Annotated in this window: 13 protein-coding genes; 10 read left to right on the top strand and 3 right to left on the bottom strand. The window is 51.6% G+C overall.

The window, feature by feature from the left end; translation table 11 throughout:
* The first annotated feature begins 7 nt into the window (after positions 1–7).
* The 6 genes from HJG54_RS30060 to HJG54_RS30035 all read left to right on the top strand — a co-directional run bounded on the left by HJG54_RS30060 (position 8) and on the right by HJG54_RS30035 (position 6,010).
* Positions 8–616: a cupredoxin domain-containing protein gene (locus tag HJG54_RS30060; RefSeq protein ID WP_316436787.1), complete on the top strand. Its 609-nt coding sequence runs from the start codon at positions 8–10 to the stop codon at positions 614–616.
* 307 nt (positions 617–923) lie between these two features.
* Positions 924–1,598: a DUF305 domain-containing protein gene (locus tag HJG54_RS30055; RefSeq protein WP_316436786.1), complete on the top strand. Its 675-nt coding sequence runs from the start codon at positions 924–926 to the stop codon at positions 1,596–1,598.
* A 205-nt stretch (positions 1,599–1,803) separates the two neighbouring features.
* Positions 1,804–2,472: a hypothetical protein gene (locus HJG54_RS30050; RefSeq protein ID WP_316436785.1), complete on the top strand. Its 669-nt coding sequence runs from the start codon at positions 1,804–1,806 to the stop codon at positions 2,470–2,472.
* Positions 2,473–2,535: 63 nt separating this feature from the next.
* Positions 2,536–3,213 (top strand): response regulator transcription factor, encoded by a 678-nt coding sequence (locus HJG54_RS30045; RefSeq protein ID WP_316436784.1) that lies wholly within the window; start codon positions 2,536–2,538, stop codon positions 3,211–3,213.
* 45 nt (positions 3,214–3,258) lie between these two features.
* A complete protein-coding gene (locus HJG54_RS30040; protein WP_316436783.1) occupies positions 3,259–5,163 on the top strand; it encodes a CHASE2 domain-containing protein in 1,905 nt (634 codons plus the stop codon).
* 148 nt (positions 5,164–5,311) lie between these two features.
* A complete protein-coding gene (locus HJG54_RS30035; RefSeq protein ID WP_316436782.1) occupies positions 5,312–6,010 on the top strand; it encodes a glutathione binding-like protein in 699 nt (232 codons plus the stop codon).
* 2 nt (positions 6,011–6,012) lie between these two features.
* On the opposite strand, the gene HJG54_RS30030 is transcribed toward HJG54_RS30035, so the two are convergent.
* The 3 genes from HJG54_RS30030 to HJG54_RS30020 form a co-directional block, all read right to left on the bottom strand.
* On the bottom strand, positions 6,013–6,849 hold the full coding sequence (locus tag HJG54_RS30030) for a response regulator (RefSeq protein WP_316436781.1): 837 nt from the start codon (positions 6,847–6,849) through the stop codon (positions 6,013–6,015).
* A gap of 126 nt (positions 6,850–6,975) precedes the next feature.
* The gene (locus HJG54_RS30025; protein WP_316436780.1) at positions 6,976–8,901 is read right to left on the bottom strand and encodes an AAA-like domain-containing protein; all 1,926 of its coding nucleotides are present in this window, start codon (positions 8,899–8,901) and stop codon (positions 6,976–6,978) included.
* Positions 8,902–9,075: 174 nt separating this feature from the next.
* Positions 9,076–10,425 (bottom strand): AAA-like domain-containing protein, encoded by a 1,350-nt coding sequence (locus HJG54_RS30020; RefSeq protein ID WP_316436778.1) that lies wholly within the window; start codon positions 10,423–10,425, stop codon positions 9,076–9,078.
* A 337-nt stretch (positions 10,426–10,762) separates the two neighbouring features.
* Here HJG54_RS30020 and HJG54_RS30015 point away from each other — a divergent pair, with 337 nt between their 5' ends.
* The 4 genes from HJG54_RS30015 to HJG54_RS30000 all read left to right on the top strand — a co-directional run bounded on the left by HJG54_RS30015 (position 10,763) and on the right by HJG54_RS30000 (position 22,817).
* A complete protein-coding gene (locus tag HJG54_RS30015) occupies positions 10,763–17,179 on the top strand; it encodes an AAA family ATPase (protein WP_316436777.1) in 6,417 nt (2,138 codons plus the stop codon).
* A 289-nt stretch (positions 17,180–17,468) separates the two neighbouring features.
* A complete protein-coding gene (locus HJG54_RS30010; RefSeq protein ID WP_316436776.1) occupies positions 17,469–18,083 on the top strand; it encodes a histidine phosphatase family protein in 615 nt (204 codons plus the stop codon).
* 81 nt (positions 18,084–18,164) lie between these two features.
* The gene (locus tag HJG54_RS30005) at positions 18,165–19,190 is read left to right on the top strand and encodes a tyrosine-type recombinase/integrase (RefSeq protein ID WP_316436774.1); all 1,026 of its coding nucleotides are present in this window, start codon (positions 18,165–18,167) and stop codon (positions 19,188–19,190) included.
* Between the two features lie 219 nt (positions 19,191–19,409).
* Positions 19,410–22,817 carry a PAS domain S-box protein gene (locus tag HJG54_RS30000; RefSeq protein ID WP_316436773.1) on the top strand — a complete coding sequence of 1,136 codons (3,408 nt, stop codon included), beginning with the start codon at positions 19,410–19,412 and terminating at the stop codon, positions 22,815–22,817.
* The last annotated feature ends 35 nt before the right edge of the window (positions 22,818–22,852 follow it).

Here is a 22,852-nt window from a genome sequence, read left to right as displayed (position 1 = left end):
GGCAACCATGAAGCGAGCGTTTTTCATCGCTAGCTTGGCTGGATTGGGAATTTTGTTGGGAGATATACCAGGTGTTATATCGGGAGATACATCCCGCACCATTGCCGCACCCGATCATTCAACCCACATCGAAAATCAAAGGAACGGCCACAGTACAGGTCAATTTCAACGCATACAGCAACCCTTGGCGAATAGAGTAGCAATAACGCTGGGAGGACTGGGACTGATTGGGTTAGAACTCTGGTGGTTTCTGTTCAGTCAACCAACATCACAACGGGCCACTACCACTGCCGGCATTCAAGAAGTCACGATTACAGTAGATGGCGGCTATGAACCGAGCGAAGTTGTGGTCCAAGTCGGACAGCCCGTGCGGCTGAAGTTCAATCGTCAAGATCCGAGTAGTTGCCTTGAGGAAATCCGTTTGCCTGACTTTCAAATTGCTCAAGCTCTGCCGCTGCATCAGGTCACAGCAATTGAATTTACTCCTGCCCAGCCTGGTACCTATACCTTCACCTGTGGTATGAACATGTTTCGCGGTACGCTCAAAGTATTACCCACAGCCCTATTACAACCATCAGTGAATCCTGCGAGTACCGCAAGTAAGGCTTCAGCCTGAGTCGATTGGCTGAGGATTGTCATTAGTCATTAGTGAAAACATTGACCAATAACTGAGACCAGTGATCATCACAGTTACATCAGATTGAATACAGCCTTTTTCAGGTTAGTGAAGTCCGAAAAACGAGGTGTAGGGGCACTGCCCCTGTGCGGGGGCGGATCCCTACACCCCCCATATCTCACATGAGTGAAAAACGCTGTAACTTACCATTATTTCATCCTGGTTTCATCTTTTTGGACGATACTGCAAGCAACAGAACATTTAGCTAGAAACAGTAAAGATGATGATGCGCTTGAAACAAACACCCATGTGGATCGCTGCTAGTGCTGCAATGCTTTTGTCATTTGGATTTGTGGCTTGTAATGCCGCTGAAACAGCAAATGAAACAGCAAATGAAACAGCAGCCAGAGAGTCTAATTCTTCTCAAACAGCTCAACATTCAATGCCCGGAATGGATCATGGCAGTATGAATATGAGTATGGATCTGGGGCCGAAGGATGAGACCTTTGATCTGCGATTTATTGATGCGATGATCCCCCACCACGAAGGAGCGGTGAACATGGCGCAGGAGGCACTACAAAAGTCAAAACGCCCGGAGATTCAGCAGCTTGCTAAGACAATCATTGCTGCTCAAGATCAGGAAATCAACCAAATGCGGCAATGGCGTAAAGCCTGGTATCCCACAATGGATGACACACCAATGATGTATGATCCGGGCATGGGTCATATGATGCCGATGAGCGATGAGATGCGCACCAGCATGATGATGGCAGGCGATCTGGGAACCGCGGACGAGCAGTTTGACCTGCGATTTATTGACGCAATGATTCCCCACCATCAAGGGGCAATTGACATGGCAAATCAGGCTGTAGAGAAAAGCGAACGGCCAGAGATCCAAAAACTAGCACAGGACATTATCAGCAGTCAGCAGTCAGAAATTGATCAGATGCAGCAGTGGAAACAACAGTGGTACGGCCAATGATTGCACTTTTCTGCAATCGGGTTGGCAGAATTCGGTAAGTAAGATTGTGCTTTTGTGTCAGTGCCTTAGCCGCTAAAGGGCATTCAGAAGCCAACGATTGCCTGTATGGTTAGATTACAACGGTAAGTTGCCGAGGTGACAAACCGTAAAGTGCTCAATCCGGTAGGGTTGAGTCAGCATCTAGTTCAGTAAGCAGGTTCTAACGTTGGCGTTCTCTCACCTCATTGCCCCAATCTACCGCTTTGTGTCCCGTCTGGATGCACAGCCAGCTTGGCAATGGTGGGAAGATAGACGAGCGTTGCGCCTCAAGCGCCAAGCTGAACAGATCCGAGATGATCTATTGCAAGAGTTGTTTACCATGCGACGAAGTTTGGAGTTAGCAGCACCAGATCAGTTCTCTAAAGCCTCCCCTGGCTGGTTGGATCAGGTTGAGAAACTGCAACGATCGCTAGAACAGCTGGGTCACCAGATCTCATCTCCCTACATTGAAGAGAGTTTGCCGTTGGCGCTTCAGTATTTGCTCAAACAGTGGGAAAACCGCTACCCCGAGGTCAGGATGACGATAGATTTACCCAGTCACTGGCAGCAGCAGCCAGAACACAATCGGCTCGTTATCACCATTCTGGATGAACTGCTGCAACTGGTTTTACCCCCCCATGCCGTGTCATTTCAAGTCAAGCTGGCTTGCCATCAGACTGCCGCTGAGCTGATGATTCAGGTGAATTATCCTAATTTAGCGACCTCATCTAAGGTGTGCCACTTAGTAGAATTGACCTATTTGGAACGGGTATTTCAGATGCTATTGTCGGGGCAATCTGACCATTGGTTACAGCGAGAGGTGATAATCTGGCATTTTGGCTGGCAGTTGCCCTAAGGTTTCTACTCAGGAGTAACAATTGCAGCGTTAAGTTGATTGTGAGGTATAGAGTGGAGGGTTATGATAAAGCAAACAGTTGGACAAACAACTCAGAAGTTCTTAGTGATTGATGATCATGAACTTGTCCTGAACGCGACCGTCAACGCGCTGCAGCAAGCCTATCCAGCCGCAGAGATCTCAACCGCTCAAAATGCTTATGATGCTGGGCAGCTTGTAGCCATGCTGCATCCCGATCTGGTGTTGATGGATCTATCAATGCCGAAAACAGCTGTTGATCTGGAGGGTGGTCGTCCGGAGGTTGGCATTCAGCTTTTGCGCAGCTTACTAGAAAGCTATCCTACCCTGAATATTGTGGTTCAAAGCGCCTACGCTAAAGCCTTAGTCCGCCTGAAGCCGATGATCAATGCCCATGAAGCGGGGTTCACCATTGCTGATAAAAGCCTGCCGCTGAAGGACATGCTGACGAAAGTAGATTGGGCTTTGCAAGGCTTAGTTTGTACCCCTAAAGAAATGCGGACTGGCCTAGAGCTGAAACCGGAGTGGCTAGAAGTCCTGAAGTTAGCCTGTGAACAGGGCTTGCAGGACAAAGCGATTGCTGAAAAGATGAACGTTTCGGAGCGGACAGTGCGCCACTACTGGACTCAGGTCCAGGATGCATTGGGAGTTTATCCAGAAACAGGTAAGAATATTCGCATTCAGACAGAAAAACGAGCGCGAGAAGAAGGGTTAATCGATTGATGAAGGCTAATGAACCGGCTTCTTAGAAATTTGAGAACAAGAAATTTGAGAAAAACGCTGCGTCAAGAGTGGAACGTCTGGCGGGTGGGAGCGTTACCCGGCTTGGCAATTATTGTCCTGATTACGGTAGGACGGCTAGCTGGAACGTTGCAATATCTAGAGCTGATAGCCCTCGACTACATGCTGCGTTTCCGTCCGGCTGAACCTACTGACGAACGAATTTTAATTGTCGGAATAAATGAAGCCGATATTCGTCAAGCCCAGACTTACCCGATTCCCGATGCTCAGCTAGCTGCCCTCATCCGCCAAGTGCAACAATATCAACCGGCAGCAATTGGATTAGATATTTTTCGTGATCTGCCGGTGGAACCGGGTCATGCTGAATTTGTGCAGGTATTGCGATCTTCCAACCTGATTGCGATTGAAAAAGTTTTACCGGATACCAGCGGTTTGACGATCAATCCACCGGCCTATCTGCCAGCCGAGCAAATCGGATTTGTGGATACAGTGCTAGATTTTGATGGTTATGTGCGGCGCAATTTACTTGGTACACCCAACTTACAAGGAGAATACAAGTTTTCGCTCACGTTTCGCTTAGCGGAAAAGTACCTGTCACAACGAGGCATTCCCCTTAGCAATGGCAAACGCGATCCTAGGGCCATGCGGTTTGGTGAAATAGAACTAACCCGCTTCACCGCTAATACTGGAGGCTATGTTGGTGCTGATGCTAATGGCAATCAGGTGTTGATCAACTTTCGCAGCGGCTACCAACCGTTTCGCACCGTATCGATGGCACAAATTCTGGCAGGCACTGTAGACGCAAGCTGGATTCGTGATCGGGTGGTGCTAATTGGCGTCATGTCGCTCAGCGAAAAGGATATTGTCAACTCGCGGGCCTTGATAGGCCGTAACCCGAATTTGGTTCATGGGGTAGAAATTCAAGCCCATGCGCTGAGTCAGATCCTGAGTGGGGTTCTGGATGGACGCCCCTTGCTGCAAGTATGGCCGGAAGGTTGGGAGTATGCCTGGATTGTGCTCTGGGGGATATTGGGCATCAGTTTGGGGCGGTGGCTTCGCGCACCTTTTCTGATTCTGCTAGGCTTAGGCGTCACCGGTGTAGTCTTGATTGGGCTTTGCTATGGTTTGCTGCTGCTGGGCTGGTGGGTTCCAGTGGCTCCGGCGCTGCTGGTGCTGCTGGCAAATGGGGCGGGACTCACGGCAGCCCTATTTTACCGTCACGAACAGAACCTAAAAGCCAGAATTCAAGAACGTCAGCTTGTGATTGACCAAACCTTCACGGCAATTCATAACGGCCCGCTGCAAACCCTGGCAATTTTGTTGCGCACTGTGCAAGATCAGGAGCCATCCCAGCAATTCCTCTACGGAGAGCTGCAAAAACTGAATCAAGAACTGCGTACAGTTTGCGAATCAGTTCAACAAGAGGCATTTAGCCAGGAGAATCGGTTTCGGATCAGTCAGGAGACAACCCTGGACCTCGACAGTCCGCTGCGCGAAATCCTCTATGCGGTCTATAGCGATACGGTGAGGCGTGATTTACCCAACTTTAAAACGCTGCGCCTGAAGCTACCCACATTTGATCAGATGGATGACCCACATCTAACGATTGATCAAAAGAAAGGACTGTGTCGATTTTTGCAGGAAGCCCTCTGTAATGTCGGTAAACATGCGCAAGGAGTCACCAGACTAGAGGTAATCTGCAAACAAGAGAACGGCAAAAACATGATTCGGGTGATTGATAATGGCACAGCAATCGATTCCACCTCTATGTTAGAAAATCCAGCCCTAACGGCTAGGGGCCGGGGCACAGAACAGGCAGAGTCCTTGGCGCGACAATTGGGTGGACGGTTTCAACGACGGTCAAACTCACCTCATGGTGTGATTTGTGAGCTAATTTGGCCAATTGCCAAACCACGATTTTGGCGGTTTTAGATCGATTAGAATGCTGCTTATAATGAGTGTAATTCTGGAATAGGAGTCAGGAGTCAGGAATCAGGAATCAGAATAAGCACTTGTCCGACCAATCGCTTATAAGCCAGGTTCAGTTTAACGTTCAGGTTCTCTATTATTAGGCACTTTGATGATTGATCTCTATTACTGGACAACACCCAACGGCCACAAAATCACCTTGTTTCTCGAAGAAGTAGGGCTGCCCTACACGATTGTGCCGATCAACATCGGCAAAGGCGACCAATTTCAACCAGAGTTTCTCAAAATTGCCCCCAACAATCGGATCCCAGCGATTGTCGATCGTGCCCCTGCCGACGGTGGCGAACCGATCTCTGTGTTTGAGTCGGGGGCAATTCTACTCTACTTGGCTGATAAGGTTGGTCAATTAATTCCCAAGGAGGGGCGCGGACGAACCGAGGTGCTGCAATGGCTGTTCTGGCAGATGGGCGGATTAGGACCAATGGCTGGGCAAAATCATCACTTTAGCCACTATGCGCCTGAGAAAATACCCTACGCTATCAACCGCTATGTCAACGAAACTGGACGGCTCTATGCCGTGTTAGATAAACGCTTGCGTGACCGTGAATTTGTAGCCGGTGAGTACTCAATTGCCGATATTGCCATTTATCCCTGGATTGTTCCCTACGAACAGCAAAGCCAAAAGCTGGAGGATTTTCCGCAGTTGCAGCGCTGGTTTGAGGCGATCAAAGCCCGTCCTGCTACGATCCGAGCCTACGAGAAAGCAGCAGCCTTTCGGGATCAGGTGCTCAATACCGAAGCAGCGCGTCAACTGCTGTTTAATCAATCGGCAGACAACGTGCAGCGCTAGAGTTAGCTTTTGAAAACCTCAGATCGCTCAATTTCGACAACTACGCCTTCCACACTCTCGTCTTCTGGATTGAGGCGAGCCGAAAGCAGCCCGCGAAACACAGAGCCATCCTGCCGATAAAAATCAGCTTCAAAATTGTGAACTTCACCGCTGACTTGCAGTTGGGTGAGGAGTTGATGGCGATAATCTATGTTGACATAGTGGTCGATCGATGACTTTTGTCCCACCAGATCGTTCACGGACTGGTATCCCAACATTTCCACAAGGCGCTGATTCAGATCAAGAAACAAACCATCTGCAAAGCGAGTCCGAAAAATCCCCACCAGCGTATTATTAAATAGATTACGGTATTTCGCTTCGCTGTATTGGAGTTTTACTTCGATCTGCTGCCGTTCTGCGATCTCTTGCTTCAATCGTTCGTTTTGTTCTTGCAGCTGTTTTTGTAGCTTGCGAATTGTTAAGCTATTTTCAACTCGTACAAATACTTCTTCTTCGCTAAAGGGTTTTGTAATATAATCAATGCCGCCAACTGCGAAAGCTTTCACCTTATCGAGCACCTCATCAAGGGCGCTGATAAAAATAACTGGAATTTCTCGTGTGCGTTCACTGGCCTTGAGGTGCTGGCACACTTCGTAACCGTTCATATCTGGCATTTTAATATCCAGCAGAATCAGGTCTGGTGGATTGGCGGCTGCGGTTTTGAGAGCCATTTGGCCACTGATTACCCGCCGCACTTCGTAGCCCTGTTCCGTCAGCATTGCCGAGAGCAGGCGCAAATTGTTGGGTGTATCATCAACGACTAGGATGTTGCCCCTGAGCGGTTCCGGTGGCTGATTCATGATTTTTTAACAGGTGAATTAAATAACTCAGTAATCACCTGAGATTATCGCAAATTCTGGCCGATTGGTTCTGTGTCGATTAGTTCTGTCACTGACTCTGTTACTAACCCTACATTAACTTGGTAACTAGCTGCGTAACAATGGCTGAGTTAAATCCATGATTTGATCGCAGCGGAAATTGTGCACTAGTTCGGCCAGGGCCACTGCGAGTTCAGATTGGGTGGGTGGGAGCTGTTGCAATAGCTCAAAGATTTGTTGCTCGTCGGTGCAGAGGGCTGCTTGGTGGAGCTGGGCAATCCACTCACACGGCATCATCGCCAGCATTTCAGCTTGTAGGGCTGGATGGACAGACTGGGAGGAGGCAGCGTCATCTCGAATCGGGGGTGTATCTGAATACTGTGCCCTTGCCACAATCAAACCCGGTTGTGCTTCTCGCACCTCAAAGCCAACCGAAGCCAGTAGGGTCAACAGCAGATCCCAATTACTCCATCGATCTTCAACGACTAAAACACGATAGGGCTGTTGCGGCAACCAACTGACTGCTTGCTGTGGAGCTTGGAGCATAGGGTTGGGCAGATCAGAGGTTGCCACCGATGCAGTTTGAGAGGCCAGAGCTTCCGATAGCACGGCCCGCAGGCATTCAGTGCTGTGGCTGATCATCATCAGATTGTCCCGTTGGATTGGCGTCAGGGATGGGTCACAGGCCATTAGCTGGGTGAAGCCAAGCATGGTGTTGAGCGGTACTTCCAGTTTGTGGCGGATCCAGCTCAAGAATTCGGTTTTGACCTGCTGCGAAATCTCGGCTCGGAGTGTTTCCAGCTCCAGCGCTTTTGGCTGACTGGGATGTAAATGGGCAGCAAGCTGCTTTTCGACCCAAGCTTGGTCAAATACGGCGGCATAGATACGGTTAAATACCTGCAGGCGGCCCTGATGGCGCACGACAACTCCACTCAGCAGCAAATCGAGCTGTTCGGGAGAATCGTCCAGCAGCACGGCTTCTCCCCGTAGAATTTTCAGATAAAGTATCAGGCGAGAGCGGAAACGGGGTCCGTCCTGTAAAAGGCGGTTCCGAATTGTCTTCAGGTGTTCGGGTTGGTCTTGGGCTTCCCAGTTGTCGATCAGGTGGGTGCGGACCAATTTTTCGATCATCAGCACCGGCAGCTTGTAGTAGAACTCGATCAAATGGGGGTTGGCGATCGGCAGGTGCTCGTCTAGCCGATAGCTGGTTGCTCCTGACTCAGAGCGGAGGCGTGCTGTTTCGCTGTCTCGGCTGTTGGCCACAATGCGGCACAGCTTCTGCGTCAGAAAGGGTTGACCGCCAGTCCAAGCCAAAATTTCCTTCAGGACAGCCTGGGGATTGCTGACCTTGCCATCTAGCCCGTCGATCAATGGCTGCACTTCCGATAGCTTAAACCCGCGCAGGTCAATGGCTCGACCAATGTTAAATGGCGTCAGTAGCGGATCTCGGATCAAATCTGCTGGGGTGGCCACACCAAATAAGGTCCAGTTGAGCCGATTATAGACAGGATTTTCAGCCCGCTGGTTGTAGCAGTAGCGAATCAGGGCAAAGAAATCATCTACAGAAAAATTGAGGCTAAGGACGCTATCAATTTCATCTACAAAGATAAAGATCTGCGGATGCGGCACCAGCGGTAGGATAATCTCCTCGATAAACAGACTGAGCCGCTGAATCAAGGACAGATCCTGTTGCTCAGTCCACCAGGCTTTCAGATTCACCTGCTCTAGCAGATTAAAGCCGCGCAGCAAATCGATAGCAATGCCTTTGTACCACTGCTCTGGTGTGATAGTTTTGCTGCCAATCCGAGTCATGTCAAGGGACGCACAGCTCATGCCCATCTGCTCGAGGCGGTGTTTGGTGCGTAGCCGCAAGCTGGATTTCCCCATCTGGCGCGAGTTGAACACATAACACAGCTCTCCCCGCATCAAGGCGTGGAAGAGGTCAATGTCTGCCTGCCGCTCTACATAGCTCGGCGCATCAGTTTTGAGGCTACCCCCAACTTGATATTCATACTGAATTCCTGACGCAGGCATAATTAATCCTCTTGAATAGTTTTGAGTGTTGAGTGTTGTTGGCGAAGCTCGCGCATTGACACTAGCCTGCCGTTAGGCGTAGCACGTAGTTTTGAGTTCGAGAAGCTGTCCCTTTTCATGATTCGCAACTGGCCATTTAAATTTAGCGCTGACTTAACGAACAGAATTCCAACCTTAAAATTCAAAACCCAAAACTTCTTGAAAGTATTTACGATATAACTTACAGCTTGGTTTTATTTGTTCTCCGTGTAAGGTAATCAGTCCTAAACTCTCTAATTTGTAAGTAGTAATCGGTTCCAAATGGGCGGTCGTTTCGGTGAAGACTTGGCGGAGGGCAATGGCCAATTCAGGGTGGTCCTGTAGATGACTCAACTGCTGGCGCAAATGGTCAGCGTAGATGCCGGATGTTGTGGCAGCTTCTTGTAAAAGCTGGTCAAGCGTCACCTCTTGCCGCCCCAAATGGTAGAGCGCCAGCCGCACCAGATAGGGATGACCACCAATCAGATTGACTAGGGCCTGTAGCTTTTGCACACCTGCCTCGCTCGCAGCCCACTCCAAACCGTGGCTTAGGGCCAGCGCCTGCACTTGCGCCAAAGTAAACTCAGGCAGCTTGATCGGCAGACCGACGTTGAAGGGGGATTGGTTCAAGTTGAGCGGAATATAAACCTCGGTGGCATGCACCACAATCAGCCGCAGTTTTTGCCACACTTCATATTCGGAGGCATCTTCATACCAGGTGCGCAGTAGGGGCAAAAAATCGCTGGCCAAATCCGGATATTCAAACAGGCGGTTCACTTCATCCAACGCCAACACTAGAGCTGTATCCACGGACTTGAGAATATACCGCTGCATATACAATGTGCAGCTCATTTTGCTACCAATATCTTCATCCCAATATTCATCCAACTGAGGCAATAACTGTAACTGCTGGCTGATGTTAGCGCAAAACCAGCGCAGAAACCGATCAAGCGATTCAAAAACACGGCGATCTGCCTGCTGCAGGTTCAGCGTCACGGTATTAAAACCAGTCTGCTTCGCGTAGGCAACAATCCGCTGCATCAGCGAAGTTTTGCCCGTCCGTTGGGGTGCACGAATCCGAATTAAACTGCCGGGTTTGCTGACCTCAGCCCAGCACTGCGCCTCGATGGGAGCACGCTCAACATAAAACGGTGAATGTAGCGGTACCGAACCACTCGGAAATTCCAGTTTATCGGGTGTAATCGTCGCAAAATTTACCCCAACGGGCTGACTCACCCCATCCGGCTTCGGCTTTTCTTGCTGATAGCGTCGCAACGCCGCCTGCAAATTCTTCTTGCCGACCTTTTCCCCCAGCAACTCTGACAGCAACTGCCATAGCTGAGACCCCACATCCTTGATGTAGCCGACATCATAGCCCACATCTTCCGCAATCTCGGCATAGCCTTGACCACGCCAGGATCGACAGAAAACAAGCTGCTGCAGATCGTTCAGCCGCCGTGGCTGGAGCAGTTGTTCAACAATCATGAGGGCTTCATCATCAGTCATCGCAGTAAAGGAAAATCGAGGTTGCCCTGATTCTACTCTTATCAATCATTGGGATAAAGGGGTGGATGGGAGATGCGGCTCGTGAGCCTCGCCGAACGAGGGGAAGTATTCTGTCTCTCTCCAATTCCCAGTTACCCTCATCCTAAATCCCCTCTTTTTCCTTGTCTGTCTGAAAAGGTTGGAAAAAGACGGAACTTTCTAGGGACGCAATTTAACTAACGGATCCAGACAAACTACAAAATGGCATCACTTCTAAAAACAATCTCAAAAAAGACAGTCAATTTCAGCAAAGCGTGATTAACTGGGTAATACTACGGTTCTATCAGGTGGAAGAACCATGACGTCTTTGCAGGGCTATCAGCTACTTGAGTCCATCTATAGCGGTGCGAAAACGCTAGTCTATCGCGGTGAACGGTTAGCGGATCAACAGCCGGTGATTATCAAACTGCTGCGAGCAGAATATCCGTCGTTCACCGAACTGGTTCGATTTCGCAACCAATACACAATCGCTAAAAATCTCGATTTGTCCGGTATTGTTCAGCCTCTGGCTCTAGAAACCTACGGTAACCGCTATGCTCTGATCATGGCCGATGAAGGCTATGTACCGTTGACTGAATACACCGAGTACCACAAAACGGCTTCCCTCTCGGCTGGGGCTTCGGGCCAACCAGGTGCCTCGGCTCAACCTGTGGCTACGTCAGAACGCCATCCGCTGTCGCTAGAGCAATTCTTCCCTATTGCGATTCAGCTGGCCCAGATTCTAGAAGGGCTTTATCAGAACCGAGTGATTCACAAAGACATCAAGCCGCAGAATATTCTGATTCATCCCCAAACCAAACAGGTCAAACTAATCGACTTTAGTATTGCCACCCAATTGCCGCAGGAAACTCTACCCATTCAGAGTCCAAACGTGATGGAGGGCACTTTGGCCTACATGGCTCCCGAACAAACCGGACGCATGAATCGCGGCCTCGACTATCGGGCTGATTTCTATGCTCTGGGTGTCACTTTTTACGAGCTGCTAACCGGCCAACTTCCTTTTCAGACCACTGATCCAATCGAACTTGTCCACTGCCATCTAGCCCAACAGCCCACTTCACCTCACCAAATCAACCCTGCCATTCCCACCGCCGTTAGTGAGTTGATTCTTAAACTGATGGCAAAAACGGCAGAACAACGCTATCAAAGCGCCTTTGGTCTACGCTACGACCTGACTCGCTGCCAAACTGAATGGCTACGTCATGGCACCATTTCCCCCTTCCTCTTAGGCGAACGAGACATCTGCGACCGCTTCACCATCCCCGAGAAACTCTACGGTCGAGAAACCGAAGTCGCGACTCTCCTAGCCGCCTTCAACCGCATCGCCACCCCATCTTCCTCGTTCGACGAGGCTCACGAGCCGCTACCTCCCCTCGTTCGGCGAGGTTCACGAGCCGCATCTTCCTCGTTCGGCGAGGCTCACGAGCCGCCACCTCCCCTCGTTCGGCGAGGTTCACGAGCCGCATCTCCCAAGAGCGAACTCCTGCTGGTCGCAGGCTATTCCGGCATCGGCAAAACGGCTCTCGTCAACGAAATTCACAAGCCGATTGTGCGCCAGCGGGGCTACTTTATTCGCGGCAAATTTGATCAGCTTCAGCGCAACATTCCTTTCTCGGCATTTCTGCAAGCCCTGCGCGATCTGATGCAGCAATTGCTCACCGAGTCGGCGGCTGAGATCCAAACCTGGAAGACACAGATTCTGGCGGCGCTGGGTGAAAACGGCCAGGTGTTAATCGATGTGATTCCAGAATTAGAGCTGGTAATTGGCCCTCAACCTGCAGCTCCCGAACTCTCTGGCAGTGCAGCCCAAAATCGTTTTAACCGGCTGTTCCAAAAATTCATTCAGGTATTTACAACCCAATCCCATCCGCTGGTGATTTTTCTCGATGACCTGCAATGGGCAGATCTAGCATCGCTGAAGCTAATCCAGCTCCTGACCAGCGAGGTGGAAACCTCCCATCTGCTGCTGATCGGAGCATATCGCGATAACGAAGTTACACCTGCCCATCCCCTGATGCTGACTTTAGCCGAGGTTCGGCAGGCCGGAGCTACAGTGAACCAAATCACGCTGACACCCCTCAGTCTGGCGGCTCTGAATCAACTCGTGGCCGATACTCTGAGCTGCTCGCTGACACAGGCCCAGCCCTTGACCGAGCTAGTGTTCCAAAAAACCAACGCCAATCCCTTTTTTACCACTCAGTTCCTCAAGGCGCTGCATCAGGAAGGTTGCATTTCCTTCGATTTTGAGCATAATGGCTGGCAGTGTAATCTGGCCCAAATCCGGGCGCTGGCTGTCAGCAATGATGTCGTAGCGTTTATGGCCGTGCAACTGCAAAAACTGCCCGCCGCCACCCAAGCTATTCTTAAACTAGCCGCCTGCATTGGCAACCAATTCGATCTATCAACCCTGGCAGTCGTTTGCGAACAGACCCAAACGGAAACCGCTGCCGCCCTGTGGCCGGCTCTCCAGGCTGGACTGCTGCAACCGCTGACAGAGGTGTATCGGTTTTTTCAGGAGTCAGGCTTCCCAGAGTGTCAGCCGCCGGGAGTCAGGAGTCAGGAGCCAGCAGTTGCAACTGAAAACTCAGAACTGAAAAATCCAAACTTCTCGTCCTGTTACTATCGGTTTCTGCATGACCGGGTGCAGCAGGCGGCGTATTCGTTGATTCAGGAGCAAGAGAAACAGGCGACTCATTTGGCGATTGGCAGGCTGCTGCTGCAGAATACGACTGAGGTTGATCTAGATGGCAAAATTTTCGCGATTGTGAATCAGCTGAACATGGGCGCGGAGCTGATCCGAGAACCAGCAGAACGGGAACAGCTCGCTCGCTTGAACTTGATCGCGGGACGCAAAGCCAAATTGGCAACGGCCTATAGTGCGGCAGTCAATTATCTCAAGCTCGGTATCGCCATGTTGTCAGTAGAGCGATGGCAACGGCAGTATGCCCTGACGCTTGCCCTCTACGAAGAGGCAGCAGAGGCTGCCTATCTGAACGGCAATACTGAGCAGATGATGGGCTGGATTCGTACTGTTCAACAGCAGGTTATTACATTATTGGATGCGATCAAAGTTTATGAAGTAGAGATTCAGGCTTATTTTGCTCAAGATAGGCCGGTTAATGCGGTCAATACAGCCCTCAAAGTTCTCCGATCGCTGGGAGTGAATTTGCCACAAAATCCCAAGCTCTACGATGTCTCCCTTGCTCTCTGGAAAACCCAGCTTGCCCTAGCCGGAAAACCGATTGATACGCTGCTGAATTTACCGCAGATGACGAATTCCACGAAGCTGGCTGCTATGCGAATTCTGGCTAGTGTGATGTCTGCAGCCTATGTTTGCTCACCCAATTTGTTTGTTTTGATAGCGCTGAAAATTCTTAATCTGTCGCTGCAATATGGCAATATTGATCTCTCGGCCTATGCTTACGCTACCTATGGTCAAATTCTTTGTGGTGTAGTTGGTGATATTTCCAAGGGCTATCAATTTGGCCAGTTGGCGTTGAACCTGATGACCAAGCTAAACGCCAAGAAGCTGAAGGCGCGAGTACTGCTGGTTGTCCATGACTACATCACTCACTGGCAGAGCCATGTCAAAGAAACGCTATCCCCCTTTCTAGAAGCCTATCAGAGCGGTTTGGAAACTGGCGATCTGGAATTTGCCACCCGATCCGCGATGGTCTATTCCTATCATTCCTATTTTTTAGGACGCGAGCTGAGCCAGCTAGAGCAAGAGTTGCGCAACTACACAACCATAATCCGCGAGCTGAAGCAGGCTAAATACATTGCGATGAACGAGCGGTACCGCCAGATAGTCTTAAATCTGCTCGGTCGCTCATCAGACCCCTGTCGTTTAGTTGGCGAAGCCTATAACGAAGATATTTTTCTGCCCCTGCATCTGCAAGCCAATGACCGCAACGCTATCTTTAATGTTTATTTTCACAAGGCAATTCTCTGCTATTTATTTCAGTCCTATGGGTTGGCAGCAGAAAACGTAGCCCAGGCGAAGCAGCATTTGGATAGTGTCTCCGGACTGTTGATTGTAGTATTATTTCACTTCTACGATTCCTTGATTAGTCTGGCAACATTCCCGCAGGCATTCCAGATCGAACAGAAGCAAATTTTGCATCAGGTGAATGCAAATCAGCGTAAACTCAAGCAGTGGGCCAGTTATGCCCCAATGAACCATCTGCATAAATTTTATCTGGTGGAAGCAGAACGCTACCGAATTTTGGGTCAAATTGTGGCCGCCTTGGATGCCTATGATCGAGCCATTGCCCTGGCAGTCGAGCATGGCTATGTTAACGAAGCAGCCCTTGCCAACGAACTGGCGGCTCGGTTTTGTTTGGAGCAAGGCAAAACCCGCTTAGCCCAAACCTATTTGGCCGATGCCTACTATAACTATGCGCGCTGGGGTGCCCAAGCCAAAGTTCGGGATTTGGAACGGCGTTATCCTCAGTTGGCAGCCCTCTTCAACCAAGCCGCGAGGCAATCCGGCCATCAGCCAGCGAATCAACCAGCCAGCTCACCGGCTGCTCACCTGGCTGCTTCTGGCTTCGATGCAGGCAACAGCAGTTGGAGTTCCACCACTACTATCACAGCAACACGGCTCGACATTTCGGAAGTGCTCGATCTAACCACCGTTCTGCAAGCCTCCCAAGCCCTCTCCAGCGAAATTCGGCTAGAGCGATTGCTGACCACCTTGATGCAGGTTGCAATTGAAAATGCCGGAGCCGAGAAGGGCGTTTTGCTGTTGCCCGATGGCGACCGCTGGTTGATCCGAGCCAAAGTCACTCAGAACCGCAGTCATCCCCAAACATTGCAAATCGATTCCCTGTATCGCTCGCTGCCCACCGAGTCGAGTCAAGATGTGCCGATGTCGCTAGTCCACTATGTGGCGCGGACCCGCCTGACGCTAACGATTGAAGATGCATCGCGAGAAGCTACCGCCGATCCCTACATCCAGCAGCAACAGCCCAAGTCGATGCTTTGTATGCCGATTCTGCGGCAGGGCAACTTGACCGGTATTCTCTACCTGGAAAACAACCTCACCAGCGGAGCCTTCACCCGTGACCGTCTAAATGTGCTGAATCTGTTGATGGCTCAAGCCGCCATTTCATTGGAAAACGCCCGGCTATACGAACAGTTGGAGGATTACTCCAGCACGCTGGAAGCGCGGATCGAAATGCGAACACAGGAACTAGAGGCCGCCCGTCGCAATGCCGAAGTGGCCAACCGGGCCAAAAGCGAATTTCTCGCCAATATGAGCCACGAACTGCGCACACCCCTCAACGCAATTTTGGGATTTGCCCAGTTGATGGTGCGGGATACTTCCCTCAGCCCAACCCAGCGAGAAAATCTGGAAATCATCAACCTCAGCGGTGCTCACCTGCTCAACCTGATCAATGACGTGCTGGAATTCTCCAAAATCGAAGCAGGCCGGGTCACGCTTTCAGAAGCCCCCTTTGATCTGCTGAATCTGCTCACCTCGCTCGAAGATATGTTCCGGCTCAAGACCGAATCAAAGGGATTGCGCCTCAGCTTTGAACGAGCTGCCACCCTGCCTCGCTACATCAAAGCAGATGAAGGCAAGCTGCGTCAGGTGCTGATTAATCTCTTGAGCAATGCGATTAAGTTTACTCAGGTCGGTGGAGTGACCCTGCGGGCATGGGGGGAATGGGAGATGCGGCTCGTGAGCCTCGCCGAACGAGGGAAGATAGGGGAGACAGAATCTTGTTTTCTGACGTTTGAGGTGGAAGATACGGGGCCTGGAATTGCGCCGGAGGAAATGGCTCAGTTGTTTAGTGCGTTTGTGCAAACGGGGGCTGGGCAGAAATTGCAGGAAGGCACAGGGCTGGGATTGGCCATTAGCCGCCATTTTGTCGAAATGATGGGAGGAACAATTACAGTTGCGAATGGGCTGAAGCAGGGGGCGCTGTTTACCGTTACGGTACCGGTGGATCTGGCGGAAACAACCGCCGCTACGATTCTGCCAACGCGTCAAGTGGTGGGGTTAGCTCCCGACCAGCCAAGTTATCGAATTCTGGTAGTCGAAGATCAGTGGACGAATCGGCGGTTGCTGGTGAAACTGTTGGTGACGATTGGGTTTGACGTGCAGGAGGCTGAGAACGGAGCAGAGGCGGTGGCTCTGTGGCAGAGCTGGCATCCTCACTTGATTGTGATGGATATGCGGATGCCGATAATGGATGGCTATGAGGCAACTCGCCAGATTAAAACCGCAATCAAAACGGCGGCAGGTCCAGCGACAGTTATCATTGCCCTAACAGCCAGTGCCTTTGAGGAGGACCGGGCAGCTATTTTAGCCTCTGGCTGTGAAGATTTTGTGCGCAAACCGTTTCAAGAACAGGTACTGCTAGAAAAAATCGCTGAGCATCTAGGAGCACGCTATCTCTATTGCCCTCCGGGCGGGGCGGAGCACCATCAGCAAGACCTGTCGCTATCATCCGCCGCTCATTCTGACCATCGGTCCGTTATCCTTACTCCCGAACTGCTGACGGTGATGCCGCGAGCCTGGATCACCCAACTGCATCAGGCTGCTCTCTACACCGATGAACGCCAAATTTTTCAGTTGCTAGAGCAGATTCCCGACACCCATCGCATGATTGCCACGAGCCTAGAGGAATGGGTCAATACCTACCGTTGCGACAAAATTCTCGATCTGACGCAGGAATTATTGAAGATAGAGGATGAGACTCGTTGAGGCGGAGCCGGACGTCGGATCAAGACCAGAGTTTGTACAGAATTTTATGCCAATTCGAGTGGCTTGGCCTCGTTACGTCCCACCCGCACGTCAACGGCAAGCTAGTCGAAGGAGTCTGCGTGAGCAGAATTTGATTGTCTGCTGATCGGGAATCACTGAATTTGATCTTGTAGCTTGCTGAATAGACCTTCTGTACGAATTCTCCAGGCAATTGCTTCAGCCAATTGAAATTGTATAGCCTCTACCCCAATCGCCACGGCAGACACGCCTTTCCAACAAAGTAACGAGTATGGGTCAAAAAATTATTCATCTGGTGCGGCATGGGCATTTCCAGTCAAGCGGTACTGGCTCTGATCCATTGGGCAATTCCTTGTCCGACTTAGGCAGAGAACAGGCTTATTTGGTGGCCCAACGATTGCGACAGTTTCCCATTGATTGCATTCACTACAGCAGTATGAGACGAGCAGCGGAAACCGCTAGCGTGATCGCGACCGAGTTTCCGGGAGTGCCGCTCCAGGCTTCTGAGTTGCTGTGGGAATTTTCTTGGAAGGTTTTTACAGATGCCGTTTATGCATTGACCGGTAGAGGTGAAGCCCTAGAGCAAGTCGAGCAAACAAAACAGCGCATTGCAATCGCGTTTGAACAGTACTTCTCGCCTTGTTTGACTGAAGCGAACCAGCACGAAATTGTGGTTTGTCATGGCAACATCATTCGCTACTTTGTTTGTCGTGCTTTGCAGATCTCGCCTGAAACATCATCGTCGATGGAAAGTGCCAATTGCGGAATCAGTACTTTTTCGATCGACACTAGCGGAAGATTGATGCTGATTACCTACAACGATATTGGGCATTTGCCACTCGCCAAGCAGACCTACATCCGTTATGTGCCCGTGGGTCATCTCTAGCCGCACAAAACCTCTACTGCTCTCCGCGCAATTCTCGCTAATATAGCTCCAGCCTCCAGTCCAAAGGGCAAAAGCTGGGCTATGAAATATTTTCCCGATCCAAAAGTGGCGGTGCCGCCAGTTGAGCTGATTGATCTATCCGCGTCAAAGCCGTTAGAGCCATTAGAGCTATCAAAAGCTACACCAGAGTCAGCCACTTCAGAGCAATCGGCCACCCGTGACCTGGATGCCAATCAGCCGGATCAGCGCTGGTTGATGGCCGAAGAATTTTTGCAGGCCACCCCTCTAGAATCCAACTCCCGCCGCCTCTACAAACGGGAATTGCAGCGATTTTTCCAATGGTCTGATCGGCCTCTAGCGGCTATGACGCCGGCTTTGCTGGCAGCCTACTGCACCTGGCTAGAAACGACTCCTGCCCCTCGCACTGGCAAACCGCTCGCCCGAAACAGCATCAACGTGGCAATCACGGCGCTGAAACGCTTCTTTGCTTGGCTTGGCACGACCCATCCCCGCCACTGTGCCACTAATCCCACCACCGAAATCAAATGGCTGAAGGCCGAGGCGACTCCCCCCTCCCCCTTGAGTACCGCAGCCCTAGCTTGCCTCTGGGGCACCCTACCCAGTTTGGGGATCACCCAATACCGAGACACGCTGCTGGTCCATCTGCTATGTCAGGGTTTACGAGTCAGTGAGATAGTAGCCCTGAATTTGGCAAATTGGGATGGAGCGCAACTGTGGCTGCCCGCTCCGAAAAATCAGCTTGCAAAAAATCAGCTTGCAAAAAATCAGCCGTTGCGGTCGATGGTGTTGCATCAAGCCAGCCGCGTAGCCTTGGAGCACTACCTTGATTGGCGCAGGCAGCATTTACCTGAATCATTGCAGCCTGACTCACCGCTCGTCATTTCGCTGCACGTAGCCCACTCAGGCAAACGGTTGAGCTACATCGGCATCTACCAAGCCATCGAGCGCTTAGGTCAACTAGCTAGTCAACGCTACAGAACTACGGTGGCCTCGTCAGCCCATCCCTCCCCAAACGACGAGCAGACGCAGCAGCAATTGGCAACCCTCCACCCAGATCAGCTGCGCCACATGCACCGAACACTTTAGAGTAAACGCCACTTTACATTAGGAAACATGCCCAGTCCGGCTTTCTCAAGCGACAATAGTATACAGCGTTTTTCACTCATGTGAGGTATGGGGGGTGTGGGGGCTTCGCCCCCACGCAGGGGCACTGCCCCTGCACCCCGTTTTTCGTACTTCACTAGCCTGAAAAAGGCTGTAAATTTCGGCAAAATTGATGACAGACGGCTGGAAGGAGCAGAGAGCGTGGTCTCGGAAAACAATTTGCCCCAGAATGTGCCCCAAAGCTTGTCCCAACGTAGGGAACAGCAGACCTGCCAACCCTGTGATGATTTGCTGCAGCCACCAACCCCAGACGCGGATCTATATCGGCGGCAGCTCGAAGCGGTTTGTAACAACGCCACGCTTGCCATTTTCATCATGGATGAGCGGCAGCAGTGTACCTACATGAATCCGGCAGCCGAGAAGCTCACTGGCTACAGTTTGACAGAAGTGCGGGGGCGACCGCTACATGACGTGATTCACCATACCCGCCCCGACGGCACGCCCTATCCCTTAGAGGAATGCCCAATTGACCGCGCCTTTCCCCAAAACAACCAAGAGCAAGGCGAAGAAATTTTTATCCACAGAGATGGCCATTTCTATCCGGTAGCCTATACCGCCAGCCCAATCCGGGGTGGCAATGGCGTGGTGGGGACCATTATTGAGGTACAGGATATCAGCGAACGCAAACGCGCCGAAGCCGAACTGCAACGAGCCAAAGAGCGCTATCGAGCCTTTATTCAGCACAGTTCCGAGGGCATCTGGTGTTTTGAGCTAGAACAACCTGTGCCAGTTGATTGGCCTGAAGACCGCTTGATTCCAGCCTTTTATCACTATGGCTATCTGGCGGAATGCAATCAGGTGATGGCCCAGATGTATGGGGTGGCATCTCCGCAGGAGTTGATTGGGGCACGGCTGGGGGAGTTTTTAGTGGAGTCAGATCCCAACAATCTGGAGTATTTGCGGACGTTTATTCGGTCGGGCTACCGCTTGACGGATGCCGAATCCTACGAGGTGGATCGGCAGGGCCAACCCAAGATCTTTCTAAATAATCTGGTCGGGATCGTCGAAAACGGCCTGCTGATCCGAGCCTGGGGCACCCAGCGCGATATTACCGAACGCAAGCAAGCCGAGCAGCGACTCCAGTTGTTTGCAGATGTGGTGCGCAACACCCAGATGGGCATTGTGGTCTGGCAGCTTGAAAATCTTGATGACCCCGCCTCATTTCGGTTACTGATTGCCAATCCGGCAGCTTCAAACGTGACGGGAATCGAATTTGAGCGATTGATTGGCACCACAATGGGCGAGAGCTTTCCCAGGCTGCTGAAAACCGAGCTGGTGGAGCGGTATCAGCAGGTCGTCCGTACCGGAGAGGCGCTCGATCTGGGAGAAGTGCCCTACGCCCAGGATGGCATCCATGCCGGAGTTTATAACCTCAAGGCGTTTGCCTTACCCAACCGCTGCCTGGGATTGTCGTTTGAGAATATCACGGCTCGCAAGTACACCGAAAGTCAGTTGCAACAGACCCAGTACTTTAACCAGCAAATTGCCGAGACGGTGCCTGGTATCCTGTTCGTCTACGATTTGCGCGAGCAGCGGGTGGTGTATGCCAATCACCAGGTTACCGATCTGCTGGGTTATACGCCAGAACAGCTGAAGGCCCTAGAAGCAGATGTGGTGTCGCTGTTGACCCACCCGGATGACCTAGCCGATCTACGCGCCTACCTTGACAGCTTTAACTCCGCTCCAGAGGGAGCCATTCGCGCCATCGAGTACCGCAGTCGGGACCGGCATGGAGAATGGCGTTGGCTTTATACGCAAAGTTTGGTGTTTAACCGCACCTCAGACGGCAAACCTCGCCAAATCCTGGGTGTGGCGATTGACATCAGCGCTCGTAAACGCACCGAAGACGCCCTGGCCGCCAGCGAAGCCAAACTCAAAAGCTTTATGGATGCTAACGTAATTGGGATTTTATTTGGAGATGTGCATGGCAGTATTCGAGAAGCGAATGATGAACTGTTGCGAATCGTTGGGTATACGCGAGAAGATCTGTATACCGGAAAATTGAGTTGGCTCACGATTACCCCGCCCGAATATCTGCCGCTCGATGCCGAACGAATCGCCGAAGCTCAAGAACGGGGAGCCTGCACACCTTACGAGAAAGAATACATCCGCAAAGATGGCAGTCGCGTCCCCATATTGCTGGGCTACAGCCTGGTGGGAGAGAACCGCGAAGAATCGGTTGCCTTTATCCTTGACCTGACCGAACGTAAGCAGGCCGAAGCCGAACGCGAGCAGCTCTTGGTTCGAGAACAGGCTGCCCGTGAGCAAGCCGAAGCCGCCAACCGGATCAAAGACGAATTTCTGGCTGTGCTTTCCCATGAGTTGCGCACCCCCCTCAACCCAATCCTCGGCTGGTCGAAACTACTGCGCACCAATCGCCTCGATGCTGCCAAAACCGCCCACGCCCTTGAAACCATTGAACGCAACGCCAAACTCCAAACTCAGCTCATTGAAGACCTGCTGGATGTCTCCCGGATTCTGCGCGGTAAGCTCAATCTCACGATGGCCCCGGTCCAACTCAACAGCGTCATCACAGCCGCTCTCGAAACGGTGCGCCTAGCCGCAGAAGCGAAGGGAATTGAGTTGAAGTTTACAGTTGGGGAAGGAAACGCCCTCCCTGCCTCTTCCGCTGTGATAGGTGACGCTGCCCGCTTGCAGCAGGTCGTTTGGAACCTCCTCTCCAATGCCGTCAAGTTCACCCCAGCCGGTGGGCGAGTGGAGGTGCGAGTGGAGCGAGTGGAGGGAGATAGGGGAGATGAGGGAGATGAGGGAGATAGGGGAGATGAGGGAGATGAGGGAGATAGGGGAGCAGGATCGTCCTCACCTTCCCTCGTTCGGCGAGGCTCACGAGCCGCATCTTCCTCACCCTACGCGCGCATCACCGTCACCGACACCGGCAAGGGTATTTCGCCGGACTTTCTGCCTTATGTGTTTGAGTACTTCCGGCAGGCGGATGGCTCGACAACACGGCACTTTGGTGGGTTAGGACTGGGGTTGGCAATTGTGCGTCATTTGGTGGAATTGCATGGAGGCACGGTGGCGGCTAGCAGCCAAGGAGAGGGCTTGGGGTCAACCTTTGTCGTGAAACTGCCGCTATTGGAACGAACCGAGAACCAACAGGCAGCCAACTCCGATGCCCCGAACAGCGCCTCGCGGATGGGCCAACCCCTACAGGGTGTGCGAGTTTTGGTTGTTGACGACGAGGCGGATGCCAGAGAACTGGTGGCATTTTTGTTAGAGCGGGTGGGTGCGGTTGTCACTTCAGTGGCCTCGGCCATGGAAGCCCTGCAACTCATCCCCCAACTCCAGCCAGATATTTTGCTCAGCGATATTGGCATGCCGGAGATGAACGGCTACTCGCTGCTCCAGGAACTGCGGTCTCAGGCAGGGAACAATCGGCAAATTCCAGCCATTGCTCTGACCGCCTATGCCGGAGAAATCAACCAACAGCAGGCACTCAAGGCCGGCTTTCAGCGCCATTTAGCTAAACCCGTAGAGCCGGACGAGTTGGTGCAGGCGATTGTGGCTGTCCTAGAGCGGTTTGCTTGAGGGCTGTCTGGTTGGCTCAACGCTGGCTCAACGCT

The organism is Leptolyngbya sp. NK1-12 (genome assembly GCF_032598965.1).
GTDB lineage: Bacteria > Cyanobacteriota > Cyanobacteriia > Elainellales > Elainellaceae > Elainella.
This window is presented reverse-complemented; position numbering and strand designations above follow the sequence as displayed.

Bases quoted from the DNA above. Each gene is read 5' to 3' on its own strand.
- HJG54_RS30060 (WP_316436787.1), top strand. From the start codon at position 8: ATGAAGCGAGCGTTTTTCATCGCTAGCTTGGCTGGATTGGGAATTTTG.
- HJG54_RS30055 (WP_316436786.1), top strand. From the start codon at position 924: ATGTGGATCGCTGCTAGTGCTGCAATGCTTTTGTCATTTGGATTTGTG.
- HJG54_RS30045 (WP_316436784.1), top strand. From the start codon at position 2,536: ATGATAAAGCAAACAGTTGGACAAACAACTCAGAAGTTCTTAGTGATT.
- HJG54_RS30035 (WP_316436782.1), top strand. From the start codon at position 5,312: ATGATTGATCTCTATTACTGGACAACACCCAACGGCCACAAAATCACC.
- HJG54_RS30030 (WP_316436781.1), bottom strand. From the start codon at position 6,849: ATGAATCAGCCACCGGAACCGCTCAGGGGCAACATCCTAGTCGTTGAT.
- HJG54_RS30025 (WP_316436780.1), bottom strand. From the start codon at position 8,901: ATGCCTGCGTCAGGAATTCAGTATGAATATCAAGTTGGGGGTAGCCTC.
- HJG54_RS30020 (WP_316436778.1), bottom strand. From the start codon at position 10,425: ATGACTGATGATGAAGCCCTCATGATTGTTGAACAACTGCTCCAGCCA.
- HJG54_RS30015 (WP_316436777.1), top strand. From the start codon at position 10,763: ATGACGTCTTTGCAGGGCTATCAGCTACTTGAGTCCATCTATAGCGGT.
- HJG54_RS30010 (WP_316436776.1), top strand. From the start codon at position 17,469: ATGGGTCAAAAAATTATTCATCTGGTGCGGCATGGGCATTTCCAGTCA.
- HJG54_RS30005 (WP_316436774.1), top strand. From the start codon at position 18,165: ATGAAATATTTTCCCGATCCAAAAGTGGCGGTGCCGCCAGTTGAGCTG.